This is a genomic window from Olsenella sp. KH1P3, from assembly GCF_900167315.1.
Classification (GTDB): domain Bacteria; phylum Actinomycetota; class Coriobacteriia; order Coriobacteriales; family Atopobiaceae; genus Olsenella_J; species Olsenella_J umbonata_A.
In genome coordinates, this window is record NZ_FUWQ01000002.1 from 249009 (window position 1) to 271222 (window position 22214).

19 protein-coding genes are annotated in these 22214 nt (G+C 65.6%); 7 read left to right on the plus strand and 12 right to left on the minus strand.

What is annotated here, in order from left to right:
- Positions 1–2: 2 nt before the first annotated feature.
- A complete protein-coding gene (thpR, locus tag B5D13_RS03505) occupies positions 3–674 on the plus strand; it encodes an RNA 2',3'-cyclic phosphodiesterase (protein WP_078686948.1) in 672 nt (223 codons plus the stop codon).
- Here the strand turns inward: thpR and B5D13_RS03510 are convergent.
- The 6 genes from B5D13_RS03510 to B5D13_RS03535 form a co-directional block, all read right to left on the minus strand.
- Positions 644–1180, minus strand: a complete 537-nt coding sequence (locus tag B5D13_RS03510) for a hypothetical protein (protein ID WP_078686949.1) — start codon at positions 1178–1180, stop codon at positions 644–646. The genes thpR and B5D13_RS03510 overlap by 31 nt on opposite strands.
- Positions 1181–1230: 50 nt before the next feature.
- On the minus strand, positions 1231–2076 hold the full coding sequence (locus tag B5D13_RS03515) for a DegV family protein (RefSeq protein WP_078686950.1): 846 nt from the start codon (positions 2074–2076) through the stop codon (positions 1231–1233).
- 69 nt (positions 2077–2145) lie between these two features.
- The gene (locus tag B5D13_RS03520) at positions 2146–2577 is read right to left on the minus strand and encodes a MarR family winged helix-turn-helix transcriptional regulator (protein ID WP_078686951.1); all 432 of its coding nucleotides are present in this window, start codon (positions 2575–2577) and stop codon (positions 2146–2148) included.
- Positions 2578–2804: 227 nt separating this feature from the next.
- Positions 2805–3374, minus strand: a complete 570-nt coding sequence (gene idi / locus B5D13_RS03525; RefSeq protein ID WP_078686952.1) for an isopentenyl-diphosphate Delta-isomerase — start codon at positions 3372–3374, stop codon at positions 2805–2807.
- A 61-nt stretch (positions 3375–3435) separates the two neighbouring features.
- Positions 3436–5811: a ferrous iron transport protein B gene (gene feoB, locus B5D13_RS03530; RefSeq protein ID WP_234970671.1), complete on the minus strand. Its 2376-nt coding sequence runs from the start codon at positions 5809–5811 to the stop codon at positions 3436–3438.
- Positions 5812–5944: 133 nt separating this feature from the next.
- Positions 5945–6985: a GGDEF domain-containing protein gene (locus B5D13_RS03535; RefSeq protein ID WP_159443981.1), complete on the minus strand. Its 1041-nt coding sequence runs from the start codon at positions 6983–6985 to the stop codon at positions 5945–5947.
- A 272-nt stretch (positions 6986–7257) separates the two neighbouring features.
- On the opposite strand from B5D13_RS03535, the gene B5D13_RS03540 reads away from it, so the two are divergent.
- Positions 7258–8733 (plus strand): L,D-transpeptidase, encoded by a 1476-nt coding sequence (locus tag B5D13_RS03540; protein WP_143327744.1) that lies wholly within the window; start codon positions 7258–7260, stop codon positions 8731–8733.
- Between the two features lie 114 nt (positions 8734–8847).
- On the opposite strand, the gene B5D13_RS03545 is transcribed toward B5D13_RS03540, so the two are convergent.
- From B5D13_RS03545 to B5D13_RS03565, 5 genes are all read right to left on the minus strand, one after another.
- Entirely contained in the window at positions 8848–9273 is a 426-nt protein-coding gene (locus B5D13_RS03545) for an amino acid-binding protein (RefSeq protein WP_078686955.1), read from the minus strand.
- A gap of 4 nt (positions 9274–9277) precedes the next feature.
- Positions 9278–10576, minus strand: a complete 1299-nt coding sequence (locus B5D13_RS03550) for a phenylacetate--CoA ligase family protein (RefSeq protein WP_078686956.1) — start codon at positions 10574–10576, stop codon at positions 9278–9280.
- A 192-nt stretch (positions 10577–10768) separates the two neighbouring features.
- Positions 10769–11770: an inorganic phosphate transporter gene (locus B5D13_RS03555; protein WP_078686957.1), complete on the minus strand. Its 1002-nt coding sequence runs from the start codon at positions 11768–11770 to the stop codon at positions 10769–10771.
- A complete protein-coding gene (locus B5D13_RS03560; RefSeq protein ID WP_078686958.1) occupies positions 11763–12386 on the minus strand; it encodes a DUF47 domain-containing protein in 624 nt (207 codons plus the stop codon). Before B5D13_RS03560 ends, B5D13_RS03555 begins: the two co-directional genes overlap by 8 nt.
- A gap of 292 nt (positions 12387–12678) precedes the next feature.
- Positions 12679–13968, minus strand: coding sequence for a CPBP family intramembrane glutamic endopeptidase (locus B5D13_RS03565; RefSeq protein WP_159443982.1), 1290 nt, complete (start codon positions 13966–13968; stop codon positions 12679–12681).
- Between the two features lie 276 nt (positions 13969–14244).
- Between B5D13_RS03565 and asnA the strand changes: the two genes are divergently transcribed.
- The gene (asnA, locus tag B5D13_RS03570; protein ID WP_078686960.1) at positions 14245–15246 is read left to right on the plus strand and encodes an aspartate--ammonia ligase; all 1002 of its coding nucleotides are present in this window, start codon (positions 14245–14247) and stop codon (positions 15244–15246) included.
- Between the two features lie 141 nt (positions 15247–15387).
- Here asnA and B5D13_RS03575 read toward each other — a convergent pair whose 3' ends face one another.
- Positions 15388–16713: a M18 family aminopeptidase gene (locus B5D13_RS03575; protein WP_078686961.1), complete on the minus strand. Its 1326-nt coding sequence runs from the start codon at positions 16711–16713 to the stop codon at positions 15388–15390.
- Positions 16714–17086: 373 nt separating this feature from the next.
- Here B5D13_RS03575 and B5D13_RS03580 point away from each other — a divergent pair, with 373 nt between their 5' ends.
- The 4 genes from B5D13_RS03580 to B5D13_RS03595 all read left to right on the plus strand — a co-directional run bounded on the left by B5D13_RS03580 (position 17087) and on the right by B5D13_RS03595 (position 22199).
- Positions 17087–17341, plus strand: coding sequence for an HPr family phosphocarrier protein (locus B5D13_RS03580; protein ID WP_078686962.1), 255 nt, complete (start codon positions 17087–17089; stop codon positions 17339–17341).
- Between the two features lie 131 nt (positions 17342–17472).
- Complete coding sequence (locus B5D13_RS03585; protein WP_159443983.1) at positions 17473–18906, plus strand: nucleoside hydrolase-like domain-containing protein; 1434 nt, start codon at positions 17473–17475, stop codon at positions 18904–18906.
- Between the two features lie 62 nt (positions 18907–18968).
- On the plus strand, positions 18969–21827 hold the full coding sequence (locus B5D13_RS03590; protein WP_143327745.1) for an alpha-L-rhamnosidase: 2859 nt from the start codon (positions 18969–18971) through the stop codon (positions 21825–21827).
- A gap of 99 nt (positions 21828–21926) precedes the next feature.
- Positions 21927–22199, plus strand: coding sequence for a type II toxin-antitoxin system RelB/DinJ family antitoxin (locus B5D13_RS03595; protein ID WP_078686965.1), 273 nt, complete (start codon positions 21927–21929; stop codon positions 22197–22199).
- The last annotated feature ends 15 nt before the right edge of the window (positions 22200–22214 follow it).

Consider the following 22214-nt stretch of genomic DNA (forward strand, 5'->3'; position numbering starts at 1 on the left):
CCATGAGGGAGCCGAACCACCCAGAGACCGCAGAGTCCCTGCGCCGCAGGCTCTTCGTGGCGCTGACCCTTGACGAGTCGACGCGCGACGAGCTCGAACGCGTGCAGGGGCTCCTTTTGCCCGACCTTGCGCACCCCCACCTGACGTCGCGGCACAACCTGCACCTGACGCTTGTCTTCCTGGGCGAGCAGACACTCCGGCAGGAGGCGGACGCGACGAGGGCAATGCGCGCGGCCACGCGGGCGTTCGCGGACGCCGGAGGGACGAGCTTCCGGCTGAGCCTGGGCGACCTGGGTTGCTTCGAGAGGCGCAGCCGCTCCGTGGTCTGGATGGGTCTCAGGCGCACGGGCAGCGCACGGGCGGGCTACGGAAGCCTCATGAAGCTTCAGGCTCTACTTGAGGCTGAGCTTGTTCTGACAGGACTCAAGACCGAAAGACGCCCGTTCAGACCCCACATCACGCTGGCACGAGGCTGTCGTGTGGCGCCGGGGACGGGCGAGAAGAGCATGGAGGACCTTCTCCTTAGGAGGAGCCGCGAGTTCGGCCTTGCCGCAGAGGTGGGCGCGGACGAGAAGTGCCCGTCGTTTGGCGTAGACGGGATCTCGCTCATGTGGAGCCACCATCCGGCGGGCGGCGCCCTCGCCTACTCCGAGCTGTCGCGCTGCTCGCTGTAGCCGCCCAGCATGGTGTAGTCGGCGGACGCCGCAGCGAGCCGACCGACCGAATTCCAGAAGCGCTGCCCCTCTGGGGCATGCTCCTCGTCCCCCTCGACGGGAACGTGCAAGGCGGCCGTGGCGATGACGCGCTCGCGCCGCGCGGACTCGAGTTCGGGGTCCGCTTGGCCGGCGATGCCCTGGAGGACGCCCTCCTGGGCAAGAATGGCATGCGCCGCGAGGGAGAGCTCGTCTTGTGCGCGCAGGACGGATGCGGCCGCCTCCCGGGCGCTCTCGTGCTCACCGAGGGTCGAGCCCTCGGCGCGCTGGACCTTGGTCTCGCGGCGGCGGAGCTCGTCGGCGTTGGCCTCGACCGGCATTACGGGAGCACCGGTCGCCGCGGCTGCCACCAGGGCGCCTGCGGCGACGGCACCGCCAAGGCGAAGCCCCGCCTCGCCGGCCGCCTGTGCCGGCGTTTCGGCGGGTGCCTTCGCCCGAGGTTCCTCTGTGCCGCTGCGCTCAGCCATATCCTGAGGATAGCAGGAACGGCAGGGGCCTCGCGACTTCTGGGTCCACCCTACTTGTGGAAATAGGCCAGCGCAATCGCGCCGGGGCCCACGTGTGTGCCGATGGCGGCACCCACGCTCACGCACAGGAGGGCGTCGGTGTAGTCCTCCCAGAGGTAGCGGCTGTCCTCGACGTACTTGTCGAGCAGCTTGGTCGACAGTCCGGTGTATCCCAGGGACAGGGGCATGTCGAAGTCGATGCCGCCGCTTTTCTCGACCGCTTGGTTGAGCAGGTTCTTGCCGTTCTTGGACCCGCGGGCCTTGCCCAGGATCGCGACGGCACCGTCGTCGATGGTGATGACGGGCTTGATGGAGAGCATTGCGCCCACGGCGCCGGCCGCCGACGAGATGCGGCCGCCCTTGCGTAGGTACTCGAGCGTGTCGAGAAGCGCGACCAGGCAGATGTCGCCCTTGCGGCGATCGAGCTCCTCGGCGATCTGGGCGGCGGACTTGCCCTCGTCGACGAGGCGCAGGGCAAGCTCGACCAGGCAGCGCTCGCCGACCGTCGCGTTGAGGCTGTCGACCACGTGCACATTGCCCCTCGCGGCGTCTGCCGCCATGCAGGCGCTCTGGTAGGTTCCGGAGAGCTTGGACGAGATCGTGATGACGACAACCTCGTCGCCCGCACCCTGGGCTTCCTCGATGGCCTGCGAGAACTCATAGGGCGTTGCCTGGCCCGTCGTGGGCAGGCCGTCGCTCTCGATGAGCATCTCGTAGAAGCGGTCGTGGTCGAGGTCCACGCCATCGAGGTAGACCTTGCTTCCGAAGGTGATGGAAAGCGGCACGACCGTGAGGTTTGCGGGACACTCCTCGGGCGTGATGTCCGACGCGGAGTCGGTGATGATGCGAACTGACATGCTTGCTCTTCTCCTCTGGCTGATCGTTGGGGCCGCACGGCGAGCGATGGCCGCGGGCGGCATCGGAATCTAGATGTGAGACAGGTTCTTGTTGATGATCGAAAGGGCAAAGTACATGGCGTCGCGCGTCTCGAGGTCGAGACCCTTGCCGGCGCTCTTGACGACGTTGCCCAGGAAGTCGTCGCACTCTTGGATGACCTGGTCGCCCTTGTCGGTCAGCAGGATGGGCTTTCCGCCGCGCGCGCCACCGACGGGATCGACGGTCACGAAGCCGCCCGAGCTGAGACGCGAGATCGAGCGCGAGACGACCGCGCGGTCGACGCTCATCATGCGCGCGAGCTGGGCCGAGGTGACGCCCGCGGGCTCCTTCTGGAGGTAGTAGAGGGCGATGCCGTCGGTGCCGTGGAGGCCGTAGCGACGCATCTCGTCGGTCTTGATGCGGGTGACCTCCTTGTTGATGGCCGAGATCAGTCCCACGAAGTTCTCGAAGCGCTGGCTCATACGATGATTCTCCAAGGTGAGTCGGGCACGCGCGGATGCGTGCGGTCGCCAAGAAACGGGAATCAGTGTACGGCAATATGTTGACGTGTCAACACTGAGATGAAAAATACTGGCGATTTGTCAACTTGAATTCGAGCAGCGGACGCGATTGCTTCGTGTGCGAGGGAAAACAGGCGTTTTTCGGCGGCCCCGTATGCCGACGGGAGGGCGCCACGCGGGACCGCCCCCTACGCTCGGCTCCCCCACAGCCAGCGCGCGACCATGGGACACGCCGTGACGAACCACGCGGTGTAGCGCCTGGGATGCAGGCGAAGGTCCTCGAGGACCTCGTCGAGCAAGACCCAGGCGACGGACTCGGCCTCGTGGGGGTCGGGCCTGACCGGGCCGTCGTAGCGCCCCACGAACACGTGGTCGTACTCGTACTCGACAAGGTGGTTGGGGAGAGCCGCCCGGTACACGAAGGAGCCGACCTCAGCGCACTCGGCCCCGCTGACGCCGAGCTCCTGCTGCAGGCGTCTGGCCACCGCTGCGCCGAGCTCCTCGCCTGCACGCGGGTGGGAGCACACCGAGTTGGTGAGAAGCCCGCCCGAGTGGTACTTCTCGCGCGCGCGGCGCTGAAGCAGGACCTCGACCCCGAGCTCCCCGCTCCGTACGAGGAACACCGAGAACGCGCGATGCAGGAGGCCCTCCTCGTGCACCGCAAGCTTGGGCATGGTGCCGACCTCGCGGTCGAGCATGTCGACGAGGACGAGCGAGTCCTCCTCCTGATTTGACAGCAGCTCAGCGAGCGATGCCATGGGGCCTCCCAACAGCCGATCAAACGACGCGGTCTCGATTGTACCTGGGAAGGGGCCCGCGTCAGCCAAGGCCCAGCAGGACCCCGGCCACGTGGACGAGAAGGGCGACGACATACGCCACGACGCACTGGAACGCCACGATGCCCACCGCCCACCTGCCGCTGAGCTCGCGCCTGATGGCTGCGATGGCAGCGACGCAGGGCGTGTACAGGAGGCAGAAGACCATGAGCGTGAAGGCGCCCAGCGGGGTCAGGACGGCCAGCAGCTCTGCCGTGGTGCCGAAGAGCACCGTGAGCATGGCGACCACGACCTCCTTGGCCATGAAGCCCGCGATGAGCGCCGTGGCGATGCGCCAGTCCCCAAAGCCAAGGGGCGAGAACAACGGGGCAAGCCCGGAGGCGACGAGGGCGAGGATCGAGTCGCCGGCGGAGTCGACCAGCTGGAGCGAGGGGCTGAAGCTCTTGAGGAACCAGACGGCCACGGCGGCCACGAAGACCACGGTGAAGGCCCGGGTCAGGAAGTCCTTGGTCTTCTCCCACACGAGCATGAGGACGGACTTGGCGCTGGGCAGGCGATAGTTGGGAAGCTCCATCACGAAGGGCACGGCCTCGGACCTGTCAACGGACTTGTGGACGACGAGCGCGACCAGGACGCCCACGAGGATTCCCAGGAGGTAGAGGGCGCACATGACGAGCCCGCCGCACCCCGGGAAGAAGGTCGCGACGAAGTAGCCGTAGATGGTGATCTTGGTCGAGCAGCTCATGAAGGGCGTGAGGGCGATGGTCAGCTTGCGGTCGCGCTCGGAGGGCAGGGTGCGCGCGCTCATGACCGCGGGAACGGTGCAGCCGAAGCCCACGAGCATGGGGACGATGGAGCGACCTGACAGGCCGATCTTGCGCAGGAGCTTGTCCATCACGAAAGCGACGCGCGCCATGTAGCCTGTGTCCTCCAAAAGCGACAGGAAGAAGAACATGGTGACGATGATCGGCGCGATGGGAAGCACCGTGCCGACGGCGTTGAGGACGCCGTCGACGATAAGGGAGTGTACCACGGGGTTGGCACCAACCGCCGTGAGCCCCTCGTCCGACGCCACCGTGAAGAGGTCGACGCCGCTGGATACCAGGCCCTGGAGGAACGCGCCGATGACGTTGAAGGTCAGCAGGAACACGCCGAGCATGATGAGGGCGAACGTCGGAATGGCCGTCCACTTGCCCGTGAGAACCCTGTCGACCGCGCGGCTGCGCTCGCGCTCGCGACTCTCGCGCGGCTTCACCACGGTAGCGGCGACGATACGCTTGATGAACGAGAAACGCATGTCGGCGATGGCCGCTGAGCGGTCAAGGCCGCGCTCCTCCTCCATCTGGGAGACGATGTGCTCGACCATCTCGAGCTCGTTGGCGTCAAGCTCGAGGGCGGCCGAGACACGCTCGTCTCCCTCGATGAGCTTGGTCGCCGCAAAGCGCGTGGGGATGCCCGCGCGCTGGGCGTGGTCCTCGATCAGGTGCATGGTGGCGTGCAGGCAGCGGTGGACCGCCCCGCCGTTGTCGTCGGGAGCGCAGAAGTCCTGGCGAGCGGGAGCCTCGCGGTAACGTGCGACGTGCATCGCGTGCTCGACGAGCTCGGCGACGCCCTCGTTCTGGACGGCCGAGATGGGAACGACCGGGATTCCCAGGATGTCCTCGAGGGCATTGACGTCGATGGTCCCGCCGTTGCCCTGGACCTCGTCCATCATGTTGAGGGCGAGCACCATGGGAACGCCCAGCTCCATGAGTTGCATCGTCAGATAGAGGTTTCGCTCGATGTTGGTGGCGTCGACGATGTTGATGATGCCGTGGGGGTGCTCCTCCAGGATGAACTCGCGGCTCACAATCTCTTCGGGGCTGTAGGGAGACAGCGAGTAGATTCCCGGCAGGTCGGTCACGTCGGTGTCGGGATGGCCCTTGATGGGACCGCTCTTGCGGTCGACCGTGACGCCCGGGAAGTTGCCGACGTGCTGGCTGGCGCCGGTAAGGTCGTTGAAGAGCGTGGTCTTTCCGCAGTTCTGGTTGCCGGCAAGCGCGAAGGTGAGCACTTCTCCCTTGGGAACGGGGTTGGAGTGGTCGCTGGTGCGCGCGTCTGCGGCCGCCTGCGGCGAGTCCGTCTCGCCGAGACCAGGGTGGTGGGTGACGCGCTGCGAGGGCGCGTCAGGATAGGCGTGGCGGCCGACCGCGGGCCTGGTGGCAATCTTCTGCGCGTCGGCGACGCGCAGGGTCAGCTGGTAACCATGCACGCGAAACTCCATGGGGTCACCCATGGGCGCGTATTTCTCAAGCGTGATGTGGGCGCCGGGGATGACGCCCATGTCCAAGAAGTGCTGGCGAAGCGCGCCGTCGCCACCCACCCGGGCGACCTCTACGGTCTCGCCGATCTCAGCCTGCGCAAGTGTCATGTCCGCCATGCGATTCTCGGTTTCTCTAACGGGGTCTCGCCCCATGGCTAGTGTCGGGTCTCAATAATCGCGCCGAGAAGGGCTCGCCGTTGCGGGATGGCAGGAAAAAACCATCACCGCACATCGGGCGCGGGGCACGCCCTCAGGCGTCGTCCTCGCCGGTGTAGCACGAGGAGACGATGCGGCTCTTGCCGGCACCCTTTGCCTCGTACAGGCGTGCGTCGGCCGCGCGCAGGAAGTCGCGGAGGTCCTCCGCGGACGAGCAGAGGCCATAGACGTAACCCATGCTGCATGTGACGCGTGCCCCCTCGCAGTCCCCGCTTTGGGCGCAGAACTCTTCCAGGACGCGGTGGGCGCGCTCGTCGAAGTCGCCCGAGTCGATCTTCGAGATGACGAGGAACTCGTCGCCGCCGTAGCGGTAGCAGCAGGAGTCACCAAAGTGCAGGCGCATGAGGTCGGCAAGCGCCACCAGGAGGTGGTCTCCCGACTCATGTCCCGAGGTGTCGTTCACGCGCTTGAACTCGTCGATGTCGGCAAGCATCACGCAGATTTCGAAACCCTCGTAGCCCTCGAAGTCCCTGCGCAGCGAGTAGCGGTTCAAGAGGCCCGTGAGCGCGTCGCGCCTCGAGGTCATCTCGAGCTTGCGGTTAAGCATTCCGAGCTCGTCGTTGGCTATGCGAAGCTGCTTCTCGGTGCTGAAGAACTGCAGCGTGGTCATGTAGCGGATCATGGAGGCGATTGAGACGCAGGTGCCAAGAATGGCCATGCTGCTGACGCGCACCTCGTCAAAGACCCCGGTTTCCGCGAAGTGAATGCAGCTCGAATAGATAAACGCAATGGAGGGGACCGCGAGGACGGGAGGGACGAGGAATATGCAGTAGGCCCAGACGGTCATTGCGATCAGCACCATGAAGTGATCGCCCTCGCCCGTCCTCACGATGGAGAAGAAGATGCCGTACATGACGCTCGCGCTGATGTAGAGCGCAAGCGCGGCGGTGCAGAGACCCAGGCGCTTGCGCGTCTGGCGATAGTAGACGGACGCGACGATGAGGGCGATGCCCGTGACGGACGTCAGGAGGTAGATGGTATGCCCCTCGAGCGGAAAGAACAGGGCGCCGACAACCGAAGCCACCGTGGTAAAGATGGCCATGAGGGCGCCCACGCCCAGGTTTTGCTCGGACATCCCGCGCGCGACGTACTCCTCGCGCCTTCCCAAGCCAAGGTACAACGCGATTTTTCGAGCCTGACTGGAATCCAATTCCCGACCCATCGAAAGTGACCGACAGTTTCATTAAGTATAAATGTTCTAAGGGACATTAATTCCATTCCGCTCCTCTGGTTAACGAATACGCAGCAAGAGCATGCCGTAGTGACACTTTGGATAATCTGTGATGTAGAATCTTGCCTTAGGCACAAAGCCACAGCGAGCAAACACCATGCACATCGGAGAAGACATTGTCACAAACGCAGCAGATGGACCGAATCGCCACCGCAGCCCTCACCCCCGAAACCGACAAGACCGGCGCGGGCAAGCCCGATCCCAGGGGTGACGCCCAGGCCACGAAGCGCCCCAAGGGGAAGGCCCCGCGCATCTATCTGGCCGTCGCCGCGGCGCTCATTGCCGTCTGGGGCATGGGATGCGCGTACTTCTCGTCGCACTTCGTGCCCGGAACGACCGTCAACGGGCGCGACGTCTCGAACATGTCGGTAGAGGACCTCGCGAAGGCCGTCGACGGGGACGCGACGACGTGGAAGGCCAGCGTCTCGGGGGACGGCATGAGCCTCGAGCTCAGTGCCACGGACATCGGCCTGAAGGCCGACGGCGACACGCTGGCGCAGGACGCCCTCGAGGCCACCGACGCGCGCGCCTGGCCCATCAACCTGATAAGCCACCAGCAGATTCGCACGGAAAGCGGCATGAGCGTGGACGACGGGAAGCTGCTGGAAGCCATCGCGGCCGCGGTCGACGTGCACAACGCGGATGCGACCGGGCCAATTAACGCCACGGGTGCCTACAACGGAGACACCAGGCAGTTCGAGGTCGTGGAGCAGAAACTGGGAACCGCGGTGGACGCCGAGCGTACGGCGAGCAAGGTCGCGGCTGAGGCGAAGGCGCTCTCCCCCTCCGTCACGCTGGGAAACGACGAGCTGGTGCAACCGACCGTAAGCGCAGACAGCCCGGAGCTCGCCAGCGCCATCGAGAAGGCAAACGCCATGCTTGCCGTCGAGATTCCGCTGACCAAGGACGGCACCGAGGTCGCGCGCGTCACGAGGGACAGCTCTAGCTCGTGGATCTGCATCGGCGAGGACCTCTCCGTCAGCGTCAGCCAGGAGTCCGTCGCACAGTGGGCCAACGACTCGCTCGCCGCCGAGGTGGCGAAGTCGGACGAGGTGAACGACTACGCGCTCGACGCCGCCGGCATCGCGCAGTCCGTTGCCGCAGGCATAAGGGACCTCAAGTCGGACTCCATCGAGATTCCCCTGGCCATCGTGAACTCGCGCCCTCCCGAGTCCGAGGGGCACGAGACGCGCGGACGCCACATCGACGTGAACCTCACCACCCAGTACGCGCGCTTCTACGACAGCGACGGCACGGTCATCTGGCGCAGCTACCTGGTGTCAGGCAAGGTCAGCGAGGGCAGGTCAACGCCCACCGGAACCTACCGGATCAACGCGAAGCGCCAGAACGAGACACTCGTCGGCGCAGACGAGGACGGGGACGGCGAGCCAGACTACCGCAGCCACGTCACGTACTGGATGCCCTTCATCGGCAACGCCGTGGGCCTCCACGACGCGAGCTGGCGCAGCAAGTTCGGCGGCACGATCTACGTCTACGGCGGAAGCCACGGCTGCGTCAACCTGCCGACGGACGCGGCCGCCCAGCTCTACTCGCTGGTCAAGGTCGGCGACACCGTGTACGTGCACAAGTAGGACGCGCCTCGCGCAAAGCGACAAGCGGTAACGACGAAGACGGGGTCACCGGATGCGCCCAAGAGCGCCCGGTGGCCCCGCGTCCTTTCGTTTGGGAACGCCCGGGAGAAGTGCCTACACCTCGGATTGCGCGAGCACCCTGAAGCCGGCCTCCTCGAGCTTCTGGACCGCCCTGTCGGCCTCGGAGGAGACCTTGACCTTGAGGATGTCCACGGCCCGATCGCCCTTGGTCGAGAAGCAGTAGCCGTACTCGACGGGAATGTCGAGGTCGTCGAGTACGCCCAGGAGGTCGGCGAGACCGCCGGGGCGGTTCGCCACCTCGATGGCAGCAACCTTCGTGACCATGGCGCGCCAGCCCTTCTCTTGCAGCTCGTCGCGCGCGCGGGCAGGGTCGTCGCAGATGATGCGCACCACGCCGTACTCTGCGGTGTCGGCGATGGTGAGCGCCTTCATGTTCACGTCGGCATCGGCGAGCGCGCGGCACAGCTTTGCCAGGCGCCCCTCGGTGTTTTCCAGAAACACGGTCAGCTGGTCAATCATGTGGCTACCCCCTCAGATCGATGACGCGCTTCGCCTTGCCCTCGGAGCGCGAGATGCTCATGGGCTCGACAAGCCTCACGCGGACGCCCACGGAGAGTGCCGTCTTGAGCCTGGCCTGGATGGACTTCTGAAGCTGGTCGATAGCGCCGGTTGAGTCGAAGTCGAACCTGGGGTCGACCTCGGCCTTGAGCGTTACGACGTCGAGCGAGTTGCTGGTGGTGAGCTCGATCTGGTACCAGCTGGACACCTGGTCGAACTCGCGCATGACGTTCTCGATCTGGCTCGGGAACACGTTGACGCCGCGGATGATCAGCATGTCGTCGGTGCGGCCATGGAGCCGGTCGATGCGGCGGTGGGTCCTTCCGCAGGCGCAGGTGCCCGGAACAATGCGCGTGATGTCGCGCGTGCGATAGCGCACGACCGGACTGGCCTCGCGGTCGAGCGTGGTGACCACGAGCTCGCCCCACTCCCCGTCGGGAAGGGGCTCTCCGGTCTCGGGGTCGACGATCTCGCAGTAGAAGTGGTCCTCGGCAATGTGGAGGCCATCCTGCTCGAGGCACTCGACCGCGACGCCAGGCCCCATGGTCTCCGTGAGGCCGTAGACGTCGAGCACCTTGTAGCCGAACTTCTGCTCGAGCTGCGCCCTGAAGCCGTCCGAGAACGCCTCGGCGCCGTGAATGCCGACCTTGAGGTTGAAGTCCCGCACGGGGTCGAGCCCCATGGCGATGGCGGTGTCGGCGATGTGCATGGCATAGCTGGGCGTGCAGCACAGGATGGTGGAGCCCATCTCGCGCAGGACGCGTATCTGGCGCTCCGTGTTGCCCGCGCTGATGGGAATCGTGGTCGCCCCCGAGGCCAGCGATCCGTAGTGGGCGCCCAGGCCACCCGTGAAGAGGCCGTAGCCGTAGCAAATCTGGCAGACGTCGCCCCTGCCGCAGCCCGCGTAGCTGATGCCGCGCGCGAAGCAGTCTCCCCAGAAGTCGAGGTCGTGGTCAGTGTAGGCGCCCACCGTGGCCACGCCGGTGGTGCCGGAGGACATGTGGATCTCCCTCACGTCCTCCATCGGGACGGCGAGCATCCCATAGGGATAGTTGTCCCTCAGGTCCTGCTTCGTGACGAAGGGAGCCTTCCTAAGGTCATCAAGCGACTTGACCCCATAGGGGTCGAAGCCGGCCTCATCAAAGCTCCTCTTGTAGAACGGAACGTTCTCGTAGCAGCAGATGACTGTCTTCTTGATGCCCTCGAGCTGAAGCGCCGCAATCTGGTCGCGTCCCATCGTAAGGACGTCGTCTTTCCTTGCCATGGACCACCCCTTTCGCGAGGTCCGAGCCTCGCACGAATCGTGGGGCCATGGTAACAACCAAAGCGTTTCGACACAGTTACCGCCTCAAAGGTGGCGGCGAACGGTCGGCACAAGAAAGGCCCCGCGGCATTGCCGCGGGGCCAGGGTCGCAAGGGAGCGGAACAGGGAGGACTTCTCGCCCTCGTCGCAAGACTAGGCCATGCCCAGGACGCGACCGATGAAGAAGGCGCTCAGGCCACCCAGCAGGATGGTGATCGGCAGCGTGATGAACCAGGCCGCAATGATCTTGCGCGCCGCGCCCCAGCGAACGGAGCTGCGACGGCGGGCGGAGCCTGCGCCCATGATAGAGGTAGTGACGACCTGCGTCGTCGAGACGGGAGCGCCGAGCGCGGTCATGAGCTCGATGGCGACGGTCGAGGAGGTCTGCGCGACGAAGCCGATGACCGGGGTCAGCTTGGTGACGCCGTCTCCGACGGTACGCATGATGCGCTGGCCGCCGATAGAGGTTCCGATGGCCATGGTGACGGCGCAGGTGATCTTGACCCACAGGGGAACGCCGAGCGCTGGGTCAGCCAGGCCGGCCGAGACGAGCGCGAGCGTGATGATGCCCATGGTCTTCTGTGCGTCGTTGTTGCCATGGCTGTAGGCCATGAACGCGGACGAGACGATCTCGAGCTTGTGGAAGAGGCCGTTGGCCTTGTGGGGCGTCCAGTTGGCGAAGAGCTCGAACACGAGCTTCATGATCAGGAAGCCCAAGGCCATGCCGATGAGCGGCGAGGTGAACAGGGGGATGACGACCTTGCCCACGACGCCGTCCCAGATAACGTGCTGCGTGGTGCCGGTGTGCACGATCGTCGCGCCGATGAGGCTGCCGATGAGCGCGTGCGACGAGGAGCTGGGGATAGAGCGCCACCAGGTGAAGAAGTCCCAGACGATAGCGCCGATGAGAGCCGCCAGGATGACGTAGAGGTCAAGCTGGATGTCCACGAGGCCCTTCGAGATGGTGAGGGCAACCTTCTCGCTGGTGAGCGCGCCGACGAAGTTCATGACGGCGGACATGGCGATTGCCGTCCTGACGGGAAGCGCCTTGGTGTAGACCGTCGTGGCGATGGCGTTTGCCGTGTCGTGGAAGCCGTTGATGAACTCGAAGACGAGGGCGGCGACCAGAACACAGACGAGAAGTGCGCTAACCATTTTTCACGATGACATTCCGGATGTCGTTGGCGACATCCTTGCAGGCGTCGAGGGTGTCCTCGATCTTGTCGAGAAGCGACTTCCACTTGACGACCTCGATGGTGTCGCCGTGCTCACGAAAGAGCCTCGCGAGGGCGTCGCGGTAGACGATGTCGCCCTCGTCCTCGACGTCGTTGGCGGCCTTGGTGTGCTTCAGGATCGAGGCGTCCTTCTTGAAGTCAGGGAACTTCTCAAACGCGATGTCCAGGTGCTTGGTCGCGTTGACGATCAGACGGGCCATGTCGACCGCCTCGGGTCGGATGGCGTCGATGTCGTAGAGCTTGAAGCGGGCGGCAACGTTCTCGAGGCCGTCGACAATCTCGTCCATCTGAAGTGCGAGCGCCGAGATGTCCTCTCGGTCGAACGGCGTGATGAAGGAAGAGTTGAGAGTGGTCATGATCTTCCCGACCTCTTCGTCCCCCTTGGTCTCGTACTCCTTGACCTCGGGAATCAGGTCGGCCTTTTCGGAGTAGTTCTCGACGATGTCGAGGAACAGCTCTGCGGCTGAAACGGTAAGCTCGCTGAACTCCTTGAACTGGGTGAAGAAGATGTCTTCCTTACGCTTTACTCGACTCATATGCCATGCCCTTCCAAAGCATCTATGGCCATAGTTGAACAACAGAGGTCGGCAAAGGCCTGTTTAAGCTACGTTAAAGCCGCCACGCCCATGTTAGCAGTTTGTTAAGACGCAGCCACAAGCAGTTTTACCGTTCGCAGAATACCACGAATAAACGGGCGAGAAGTGCATTCCTTCTCGCCCGTTCTCCTACTTTTATCTGCGATTCTTCGACGGTTTGAGCGTGCCGTCAACAACCTGCGCCCATCGGCTCCGCAAGGGCTCCGTCGCGGGCGTGCGGCCGTCGAGAACCCTAGCGTGCCCACCCCAGAGGAGGCGTGGGGAGGCCGGAGCTTGCGGCGTCCGGATGCGCCTGGGGCGGCACGGGCGGCTGCGGGCGCACGAACGCCACGGGCGCGGGTGCCTGCGTCGCGGCGACCCGAGTCGGATTGGGGACATACCCCTCCGGGGGAACGGGCATGACGCGCATGGGCTGGCCAACAGGCGCGACAGGAGCCTGATGTGCCGGATGGGCAGACGAGACCTGCTGGGGCTGCGCCGGCCAGGCCTGCCGCGCCGCCGGAGCCTGCTGTGCAGCCCAAGTCTGCTGGCCCTGGTACGCCTCGAGGGACTTGTAGTAGGCGACCCACTGGTCAAAGTAGGACCTGGCCACCGCGCGGTCCGCAGAGCGCGCGTCGACGACGGCGCGATAGGCGACCTCGAGCTCCCTGGCGGGAAGGGCCCCCTCGCCGTAGAGGCCGCCCCTGCGGGGAAGCGGCATGATGATCAGCGCGCGCAGCGCCTTGATGAACGAGGGGAGGTAGAGCAGGACGAGCACGACGTACATGCCGATCATCAGCGCGCCGTCCTCGCCCGACGAGACATAGTTGGTGTCCTGCTCGACGCCGAACAGAACGTACGGGCCGAACATGACCAGGAAGTCGTCAAGCCCGTGGAAGAAGGCCGCGCCGGAAAGGCGGTTGCTCTCCAGGATGGCGGCGCTCAGACAGACGCTGTACATGCCCGTCTGGGCCATCTTCAGGAGCGCCTGCGCGAGCTGGGAGGCGCTCGAGAAGTCAAGGGCGCCCCACGAGATGTGAAGCGAGCCGAAGAACACGGCGGTCGCGAGGACCGAGCCCATGAACCCCGCGCGCGTCCTGCCGAACGCGCTCAGGAGCCCGCCCAGGGCGATGCCGCGGCAGTAGGACTCCTCGTAGAAGCCGATGCCGAGGCACAGCATGGTATACAGCGCGAGCTTCGAGAGCCAGTAGGGCGAGACCTCCGTACCTGACGAGACGTACTCGAAGATCGAGAGCGCGCCCATGACCAGGGAGACGACCATGATGGGGCCGGTGTACTTCCACACGCGGGCGAAGTCGCCCCTCTCGTAGTCGAGCATGTGCGTCCCGCCCAGGAGGCACAGGGCCCCGACCGACATGGAGGCGACAATGAGCTCTACCAGGAGGCTGAGCGAGTCGCTGTCGTTGGCGTAGTCGACGAGCGGAAAGATCACGAGGCTCGGAAGGACGTAGAGGGCGGCCAGCGCTACTACGGCGCCCACGAGCTTGCCGACGCCCGAGCGTTCGGTGGTGCCAGAAACCATGTAACTCCTCCATCGGACAGGGCCTCGCGGGCGAGGCGCCAACCATTTCCGGCCAATTGTAACAGCAAGTGACAGATTGACGTGGTCGCCAAATGGCGCCTGGCAACCGACCGATAGCATCTACCTCGGCAGATTTCGATACACGCTCTTCTCCCCTGCCTAAACGTTGCGGCTATGTAAGGTGGGGGTAAACAACGACAGGCAAGGGGCGAGCCACCGGCAAAGGTGGGATATGCTGCGCTTGTCCTGTAGTACCGACAGAAGAGGAGTGGGAACATGATCAGTATCCCCGACGGGTACGTATCGCAGCTCGATACGTATGACACTCAGCGCGCCATCGAGCGCATCAAACACATCTTCCTTGCAAAGCTTTGCGCCGCACTGCACCTTGTGCGTGTGACGGCCCCGCTTGCAGTCGACCCCGCTACAGGAATCAATGACAATCTCAATGGCGTCGAGCGTCCCGTCGGCTTCGACGTCCCTGCGATTGGCAAGGATGCCGAAGTAGTTCACTCGCTCGCCAAGTGGAAGCGCCTCGCTCTCAAGCGCTACGACTTCAAGGTAGGCAAGGGCATCGTCACCGACATGAACGCAATCCGTCGTGACGAGGAGCTCGATAACCTGCACTCCATCTACGTGGACCAGTGGGACTGGGAGAAGGTCATCTCGCTGGAGGACCGCAAGATCGAGTACCTGCAGGATACCGTCCGTCGCATCGTGACCGCCATCTGCGGCACCCTCGACGAGCTCAAGTGGACCTATCCGCAGCTCGACGTCGACCTTGACCGCGACGTGACCTTCATCACCACGCAGGAGCTCGAGGACCTCTATCCCGAGCTTGCCCCGAAGGAGCGCGAGAACCGCTTCGTCGCCGACCACCACACGACGTTCATCATGGGCGTCGGCGCCCCGCTTGCCAGCGGCGAGCCCCACGACGGCCGTGCTCCCGACTATGACGATTGGGGCCTCAACGGCGACCTGCTGTTCTGGAACGAGACCCTCGGCTGCGCCTTCGAGGTGAGCTCCATGGGCATCCGCGTCAGCCCCGAGTCGCTCGACAAGCAGCTCACCATGGCCGGCTGCGACGACCGTCGCGAGCTCCCCTTCCACAAGGCCCTGCTCGCCGGCGAGCTCCCCTACACCATCGGCGGCGGCATCGGCCAGAGCCGCGTCTGCATGCTGCTGCTCGCAAAGGCCCACATCGGCGAGGTCCAGGCATCCCTCTGGGACGAGGAGACCACCGAGGCCTGCGAGAAGGCCGGCATCATGCTCCTCTAGTTCCCGACGGGAACGCGAGGCGGCAGGAACAAGCGCTCGCAGACATGAGGGGTGGTGCATCGTTGATGCACCACCCCTTTTCTTGTGCGTCTAGGAGTCAGGCACCGGGCCCACCCTGTGGCGACGGGCCCACGCGGCCGCCTAGATCCGAGCAGACTCGAATCCGTCGATCAGCAGGTTGGTCGAGAAGAACGCGGCAAGCGCGTTGATGGCGTAGGCCGTGTCGAGCGCGCCCGCCGTCTCGAAGCTCGAGTGCATGGCGAGCTGAGCCAGCCCCATGTCCACGGCATGGACGCTCACCTGGGTGTTCGAGAGGTTGCCGAGCGTGGAGCCACCCGCGGAGTCGCTGCGGTTGGCGAAGGTCTGGACGGGGACGCCGGCATCGGTGCACACGGCCGAGAAGAGCGCGCGACTGAAGGCGTCGGTCGTGTACTTCTGGTTGGCAGCCTCCTTGATGACGACTCCCCCGTTGAGCACCGAGCAGTTGATGTCATCGGTCTTCTCGCCGTGGTTGGGGTGGACCGCATGGGCGTTGTCACAGCTAACCAGGAACGAGCCCGCGACCGCGCGGTAGTAGTCCTGCACGTCCTTACCCAGGGATAGGTTCAGGCGCACCAGCGCGTCATGCAGGAACGTGGACATGGCGCCCTGCTTGGTGTTCGAGCCGACCTCCTCGTTGTCGAAGCACGCGAAGACGTTGACAGCATGCTCGTTGCGGGCCGCGAGGAAGCCCTTGAGCGACGAGAACGCGCACTGGAGGTCGTCGAGCTTGGGGGCGGAAACGAACTCGTCCTCCCAGCCCCAGACGCGGCCCTCCTGGCGGTTGACCAGGAAGAGGTCCTTGGCGATGACCTGCTCGGGCTCGACGCCGAGCTCCTGGGCGACCATGGCGTCGAAGGCGCCGCGCTTGAGCCTCCCCGCCGAGAACAGCGGGCACAGGTCAACCTGGCGGTTGAGCTCGATGCCCTTGTTGACGTCGCGGTTCATGTGGATGGAGACGTTGGGGATGACGAGGATGTCGCGGTCGATGTAGAGCAGGCGGCTCTGGATGCGCGAGCCCTCGCGCACCAGGACGCGGCCGGCCACGCTCAGCGGGCGGTCGAGCCAGGTGTTGTCAATCATGCCGCCGTAGCCCTCGACGTCCAGGCGAAGGTACTCGCCGGGTCCCTCGAGCTCGGGCACGCTCTTGACCTTGTACGTGGGAGAGTCCGAGTGCGACGCGGCAATCTGGAAGTGGTAGTCGTCGAGCTCGGTGCCGACGGTAAAGGCGACGATGCTCGAGCCGTTTCGCACGGTGTAGTACGAGCCGCCACGCTCGACGCTCCAGGGCTCGCCCTCGGGCAGGAAGGCGAAGCCCTTCTCGTCCAGGTACGCGCGAACGGTAGCAATCGTATGGAACATGCTGGGGCTCCTGCCGATGAAGTCGACAAGCTCCCGCGAGGCCTCAACGCCCACGGTTTCTGACATGTGGTATCTCCCGACGTTCGGATTCCATTGGTGTGGCCGCCGCGACGCAGCGGCGCCCCCAAGAGTGTAGCGCCGGGGCGCGTCGGACCCCGCCCCATCAGCAAACGCACGCAGACCTCACCCTTTCCGCTTGGAGCGCAGGACCGGCGGCAGGTGCTCGCTCGGGCAAGCGCCCACGGGGAGAAGTGCGCGCCATGCGGCCCGCCGACGCGTCGGCGGGCGCGGTGCCACGTTGCTAAATAATCCTAAATGGATTTACTAGACCGGGTTCTCGCACGTATAACCAGTCGTCTGACGCGGCGCGTCGAAGATACTGTTAGGCAAGACACCAACCGGGGCGGAGCGTCCCGAAACATACGCGAGGGAGACAACGATGAAGACGATCACCCATGTGCTGAAAGACCCCAGCGGGCTTCACGCGCGCATCGCATCGACGATCACGGCCGAGGCCAACAGGTGGAAGAGCAACGTGACCATCGTCACGCGTGGCGTCCGCTCCAACGCGACGGACATGATGGGCCTCATGCTGCTCGACGTCCGGGAGGGCGAGAGGATCGAGATCGTGGTCGAGGGAGAGGACGAGGACCAGGCCGCCAAGGCGTTCGAGGGGCTCGTCATTGGGCTGTAGAGCAGGCCAAACCCAACGCCCATACGAGGTGGGCATTTACTAGACGAAGGTTTAGTAAATTTCGAACTCGCAGCTAAACGCCCACGCCGGACCGACAATGGTGAAAAACGCGACGGCGATTGGATATGCCCATGAACAGCAAGAAGGCACGCGCCATCTTCACCAACGATGGCGAATGCGACGACATGAACTCCTTTGTCCACCTGCTTCTCTACGCGAACGACATCGACATCGAGGGGCTCGTGGCGTCGAGCTCGATCTTCCACTACGCGGGCGACCCCGAGCAGGGCATCGAGCCCAAGCGATGGGCCGACCCGAAGTGGATGCTCGAGGACATCGACGCCTACGAGAGGGTCTACCCCAACCTCGTGGCGCATGACCCCAGCTACCCCACGCCGGAATACCTCCGGAGCGTGACCGCGGTCGGCAACGTCAAGACGATCGGCGAGATGTCGGAGGACACCAAGGGCTCCGAGCTCATCAGGAAGGCACTCCTGACCAGCGACCCCAGACCCCTGTGGCTCCTGGCCGGAGGCGGCACGAACACCATCGCCCGCGCCCTCAAGCACATCGAACTTGACTTCCGCGGAACCGACCAGTGGGACAGTGTCTATCGCCAGGTCTGTCAAAAGGGCATCATCTTCATGGTCGTCACGCAGGACGACACCTACCGCGACTACATCTGCCGCACCTGGCCTGACCTGCGCATGCTGCACTGCACGTCGATCCAGGGCATTGCCTTCATGTTCGACGAGACCGTAATCCCGCCCGCCGACCTGAGGATGTTCCGGGGCAGCTGGATCAAGCCCAACCTGCTGGAGAAGGGGCCGCTGCTCGCGCGCTACCACACCTGGGGCGACGGCCACGTCTACCCCGGCGAGGAGGACCGCTCGCAGTTCGGCTCGAACGCCGAGCTCATGGGCGGCAACTGGTGGGGCAAGCAGCCGCGCAACCGCTACGACATGATCTCGGAGGGCGACTCGCCGTCGTTCTTGTACCTGATCGACAAGGGCCTGCGCAGCCTGGAGGACCCGACCTTCGGCGGCTGGGGCGGACGCTTCGTCCGCAACGCCGAAAACGAGTTCAACCCCGATGCCGACTACTGGCAAAACGCCACCGACGCGGCGCAGGGCCCCACCAAGGGAGACGCCCTGCAGCTCACGCGCTGGATCGGCGACTGGATGAACGACTTCGCCTCGCGCGCGACCTGGTGCACGACGCCGGACGAGAAGAGCGTGAACCACGCCCCCGAGGTCAGCGTGGAGGAGGGCGTCGACGTGGTCGCAGCCCCCGGTCAGGAGGTCACGCTGCACGCTCTCGCGACCGACCCCGACGGCGACGAGGTGTGCGTCACCTGGACGCGCTACGCCGATGCCGACGGATACGAGGGAGAGCTCGTCCTCGACGTCGAACGACGGGAGGACGGCGCGTGCGTCAGCCTCACCGTCCCCGCAGACGCCAAGCCCGGCGACACCATCCACCTCGTCGCCCGCGCGTCCGACGAGCCGAGCAGGGAGACCTACATGGTCAACTACCGCCGCGTCATCATCACCGTGGGCGCGTAGGAACAAAGAAGACGACCGGCGCCCCGCTCATGCGGGGCGCCTTTCTTGAGAGGCAGGCATGCATGAGAGTCCGCTCCTGCAGGGTGAACCACATGGACGAGCCCCTGGGCTTCTACCTGGGAGAGGCGACCTTCTCGTGGGTCGTCGACGACGAGGGCTGGGTCGCACGGGGCCGCATCGAGTCGCGGCTCGTCGTGCGCTCGGAGGCGGGCGCCGTCTGCGACACCGGCTGGGCCGAGCTTGACTGCGCCGCCACGAGGCCGGGGCTCGCTCTTCTCCCCCGCACGCGTTACACCTGGCAGGTCAGCGTGCGCGACGAGGCGGGACATGTTGCCGAGGGCGGGGAGCACTCCTTCGAGACCGGCAAGATGGGCGAGCCGTGGCAGGCCGCGTGGCTCTGCTGCGACGAGGCCGACGGACGCCACCCGACGCTCGCGCGCACCATCACGACGCGGCCGGGCGCGCCCCTCGCGGCGGCGCGCGCCTACGTGTGCGGCCTTGGCCTCTACGAGGTCGAGGTCGACGGGCGACTCGCCTCGACCGAGCACCTCGCGCCCGGCACCTGCGCCTACGACAAGTGGCTCCAGGTAGCGACGATCGACCTGACCGGCGCGCTTGCGGCGCCCGGCGAGCACGACCTCCGCGTCACGCTGGGCGACGGCTGGTACAAGGGGCGCTTCGGGTTCATTCCCACCAGGGGCGGCTACTACGGCGACGACTGGTCGCTCATCGCGGAGGTCCACCTGACCTACGCCGACGGCACGCACGAGGTCGTCGCGACCGACGAGTCGTGGCAGGTCGGCCGCTCTAACGTCACGTTCTCGAACATCTACGACGGCGAGCGCGTCGACGCGACCCTGCCGGCCGTCGCGCCCGAGCCGGCGCGACCGCTCGATCCCGAGGAGGCCGCGGCGCGCACCGCGAGGCTCTGCGACCGGCTCTCCCCCGTCGTCTCAGAGCATGAGCTCTTCTCGCCCACGCTGATCGAGACGCCGGCGGGCGAGAAGGTCCTCGACCTCGGGCAGAACATCGCCGGCGGCTTCAGGATGCGCGTGCACGAGCCGGCTGGAGCGACCGTGCGCCTGCAGTTCGGCGAGGTGCTGCAGGAGGGCAACTTCTACCACGACAACCTGCGGAGCGCCGAGGCAGCCTACACCTTCGTGAGCGACGGCGAGCCGCACGTGCTGCGGCCGCGCTTCACCTACTATGGCTACCGCTACGTCAAGGTCGAGGGCGTGCGCAACCTCAGGCCCTCCGACTTCGAGGGCGTCGCGTGGTACAGCGACATCGACACGGGCGCCGGCCGCATGCGCACGGCAAACCCGCTCGTGAACCGGCTCGTGGAGAACACGCGCTGGGGCATGCGCGACAACTTCGTCGACACGCCGACCGACTGCCCGCAGCGCGACGAGCGCATGGGCTGGACCGGCGACGCGCAGATCTTCAGCCCAACGGCCTGCTACCTGGGCAAGCCCTACGCGTTCTTCCACAAGTACCTGCACGACATGGCGCTCGAGCAGCGCGCCCTGGGCGGAGCCATGCCCATGGTGGTGCCGAGCTTTGGCGTCGTGGGCGCGGGCTCGGTCTGGGGCGACGCGACCGTGGTCATCCCCTGGAACCTCTACCTGTTCTCGGGAGACGACGCGGTGCTGCGCGAGCACTGGGGCGCCATGCGAGCGTGGATGGACCACGTGGCCGCGCTCGACGGCGACGACCACGGCTGGCCCAGCGCCGCCGCGCACCTGGGCGACTGGCTCGCGCTCGACTCGCGCCCCGGTAAGGACGAGCGCTTCGGCGCCACCGACGAGGGCTTCGTCGCCTACGTCGCCTACTTGCAGAGCGCCCGCATCATGGCGCGGGCGGCCGCGGTGCTCGGCGAGGGTGCTGACAAGGCGCGGTTCGAGGCGCTGGCCGAGGCTCTTCTCAGCTGGATCCGCAGCGAGTACTTCTCGCCCAACGGCCGCTGCTGCATCGATACGCAGACGGCCCACGCCCTCACGATCGTGCACGGCCTTGCCGACGCGCGCCGCGCCGGGCGCGCCCTCCACGACCTCGTTCAGGCCATGGGAGGCCAGCTCACCTGCGGGTTCGTGGGAACACCCGTCATCTGCGAGGCCCTCTGCCGCACCGGCTACGAGCGCGACGCCTACCAACTGCTGCTGCGCGAGCGCCAGCCCGGCTGGCTCAACCCCGTCATCCAGGGCGCCACGACCATCTGGGAGCGCTGGGACTCCCTCGACGAGGACGGCCGCATCACCGGCACGAGCATGAACAGCCTCAACCACTACGCCTACGGCTCGATCTGCGCCTGGCTCTTCGGCTGGGCCGCCGGCCTGCGCCCCGACGCCGCAGCCCCCGGCTTCGCGCTCGCCACCGTTGCACCGCACGTAGACTGGCGCCTGGGCGAGCTCGAGGCGACCTACGAGTCGGCCCACGGAACCTGGCGCGTCGCCTGGTCCGTCTCGGGCGAGAGGAGCGTTCACCTCGAGCTTGTGGTCCCCCTTGGCTGCACCGCGCGCGTGAGGCTGCCGCACGCCCCCGGGGGCGCAGCCCGCACGCTTGCGGCAAGCGGCGGCGTGACCGTGGAGGTGACCACAGGCGACGCGGCCGGCGAAGCCGTCGTGGAGCTTCCGCACGGCTCTTACGCCGTCGACTACGAGGCCACAATCGCCCTGCGCCACGCACTGTCGCTCGACTCGCCCCTTGCGGACGTGCTCGAAAGCAGCGCCGCCGTCGCCGCGATCGAGGGCATCGTGCCCCACCTCCACCTGACCATAACGCCGATGGAACTCCACGCAACACCCCTGCGCGACCTGCCATGGCAGGACCTCTGCCACCGTCCGCTCTCGGCCGAGCAGCAAAGGGCGATCGAGGCGGCGCTCGAGGGCCTCTCCGACAGGCGCTACGGCGAAGAGGACTAGGGCCGTCGCAGGCGAATCCTCGCAATAATCGACCTGAGAGCGAATAGATCGGTTTCCTTGCAATACATGAGATGTACTCTGCATTACAAGGAGGTTGTCATGGGCACCATTACCACAAGCATCAGGACGGACGCAGCACTCAAGCGCGAGGCAGATCGGCTTTTTGCCGACCTCGGCATGAACTTCTCTACCGCCGTCAACACGTTTCTCCGCCAGGCCGTACGCGAGCAGGGCCTTCCCTTCAAGCCCTCTCGCAATGTCCCCAATGCGGATACGCGTGCGGCGATGATCGAAGCAGACCACATTGCCACAGACCCCAACGCCCACGGCTATCACAGCGCCGACGAGCTCTTTGAAGACCTGGACGCATAGCGACCTGTTTGACGA

Bases quoted from the DNA above. Each gene is read 5' to 3' on its own strand.
- thpR (WP_078686948.1), top strand. From the start codon at position 3: ATGAGGGAGCCGAACCACCCAGAGACCGCAGAGTCCCTGCGCCGCAGG.
- B5D13_RS03510 (WP_078686949.1), bottom strand. From the start codon at position 1,180: ATGGCTGAGCGCAGCGGCACAGAGGAACCTCGGGCGAAGGCACCCGCC.
- B5D13_RS03515 (WP_078686950.1), bottom strand. From the start codon at position 2,076: ATGTCAGTTCGCATCATCACCGACTCCGCGTCGGACATCACGCCCGAG.
- B5D13_RS03520 (WP_078686951.1), bottom strand. From the start codon at position 2,577: ATGAGCCAGCGCTTCGAGAACTTCGTGGGACTGATCTCGGCCATCAAC.
- idi (WP_078686952.1), bottom strand. From the start codon at position 3,374: ATGGCATCGCTCGCTGAGCTGCTGTCAAATCAGGAGGAGGACTCGCTC.
- feoB (WP_234970671.1), bottom strand. From the start codon at position 5,811: ATGGCGGACATGACACTTGCGCAGGCTGAGATCGGCGAGACCGTAGAG.
- B5D13_RS03535 (WP_159443981.1), bottom strand. From the start codon at position 6,985: ATGTCCGAGCAAAACCTGGGCGTGGGCGCCCTCATGGCCATCTTTACC.
- B5D13_RS03545 (WP_078686955.1), bottom strand. From the start codon at position 9,273: ATGATTGACCAGCTGACCGTGTTTCTGGAAAACACCGAGGGGCGCCTG.
- B5D13_RS03550 (WP_078686956.1), bottom strand. From the start codon at position 10,576: ATGGCAAGGAAAGACGACGTCCTTACGATGGGACGCGACCAGATTGCG.
- B5D13_RS03555 (WP_078686957.1), bottom strand. From the start codon at position 11,770: ATGGTTAGCGCACTTCTCGTCTGTGTTCTGGTCGCCGCCCTCGTCTTC.
- B5D13_RS03560 (WP_078686958.1), bottom strand. From the start codon at position 12,386: ATGAGTCGAGTAAAGCGTAAGGAAGACATCTTCTTCACCCAGTTCAAG.
- B5D13_RS03565 (WP_159443982.1), bottom strand. From the start codon at position 13,968: ATGGTTTCTGGCACCACCGAACGCTCGGGCGTCGGCAAGCTCGTGGGC.
- asnA (WP_078686960.1), top strand. From the start codon at position 14,245: ATGATCAGTATCCCCGACGGGTACGTATCGCAGCTCGATACGTATGAC.
- B5D13_RS03575 (WP_078686961.1), bottom strand. From the start codon at position 16,713: ATGTCAGAAACCGTGGGCGTTGAGGCCTCGCGGGAGCTTGTCGACTTC.
- B5D13_RS03580 (WP_078686962.1), top strand. From the start codon at position 17,087: ATGAAGACGATCACCCATGTGCTGAAAGACCCCAGCGGGCTTCACGCG.
- B5D13_RS03585 (WP_159443983.1), top strand. From the start codon at position 17,473: ATGAACAGCAAGAAGGCACGCGCCATCTTCACCAACGATGGCGAATGC.
- B5D13_RS03590 (WP_143327745.1), top strand. From the start codon at position 18,969: ATGAGAGTCCGCTCCTGCAGGGTGAACCACATGGACGAGCCCCTGGGC.
- B5D13_RS03595 (WP_078686965.1), top strand. From the start codon at position 21,927: ATGGGCACCATTACCACAAGCATCAGGACGGACGCAGCACTCAAGCGC.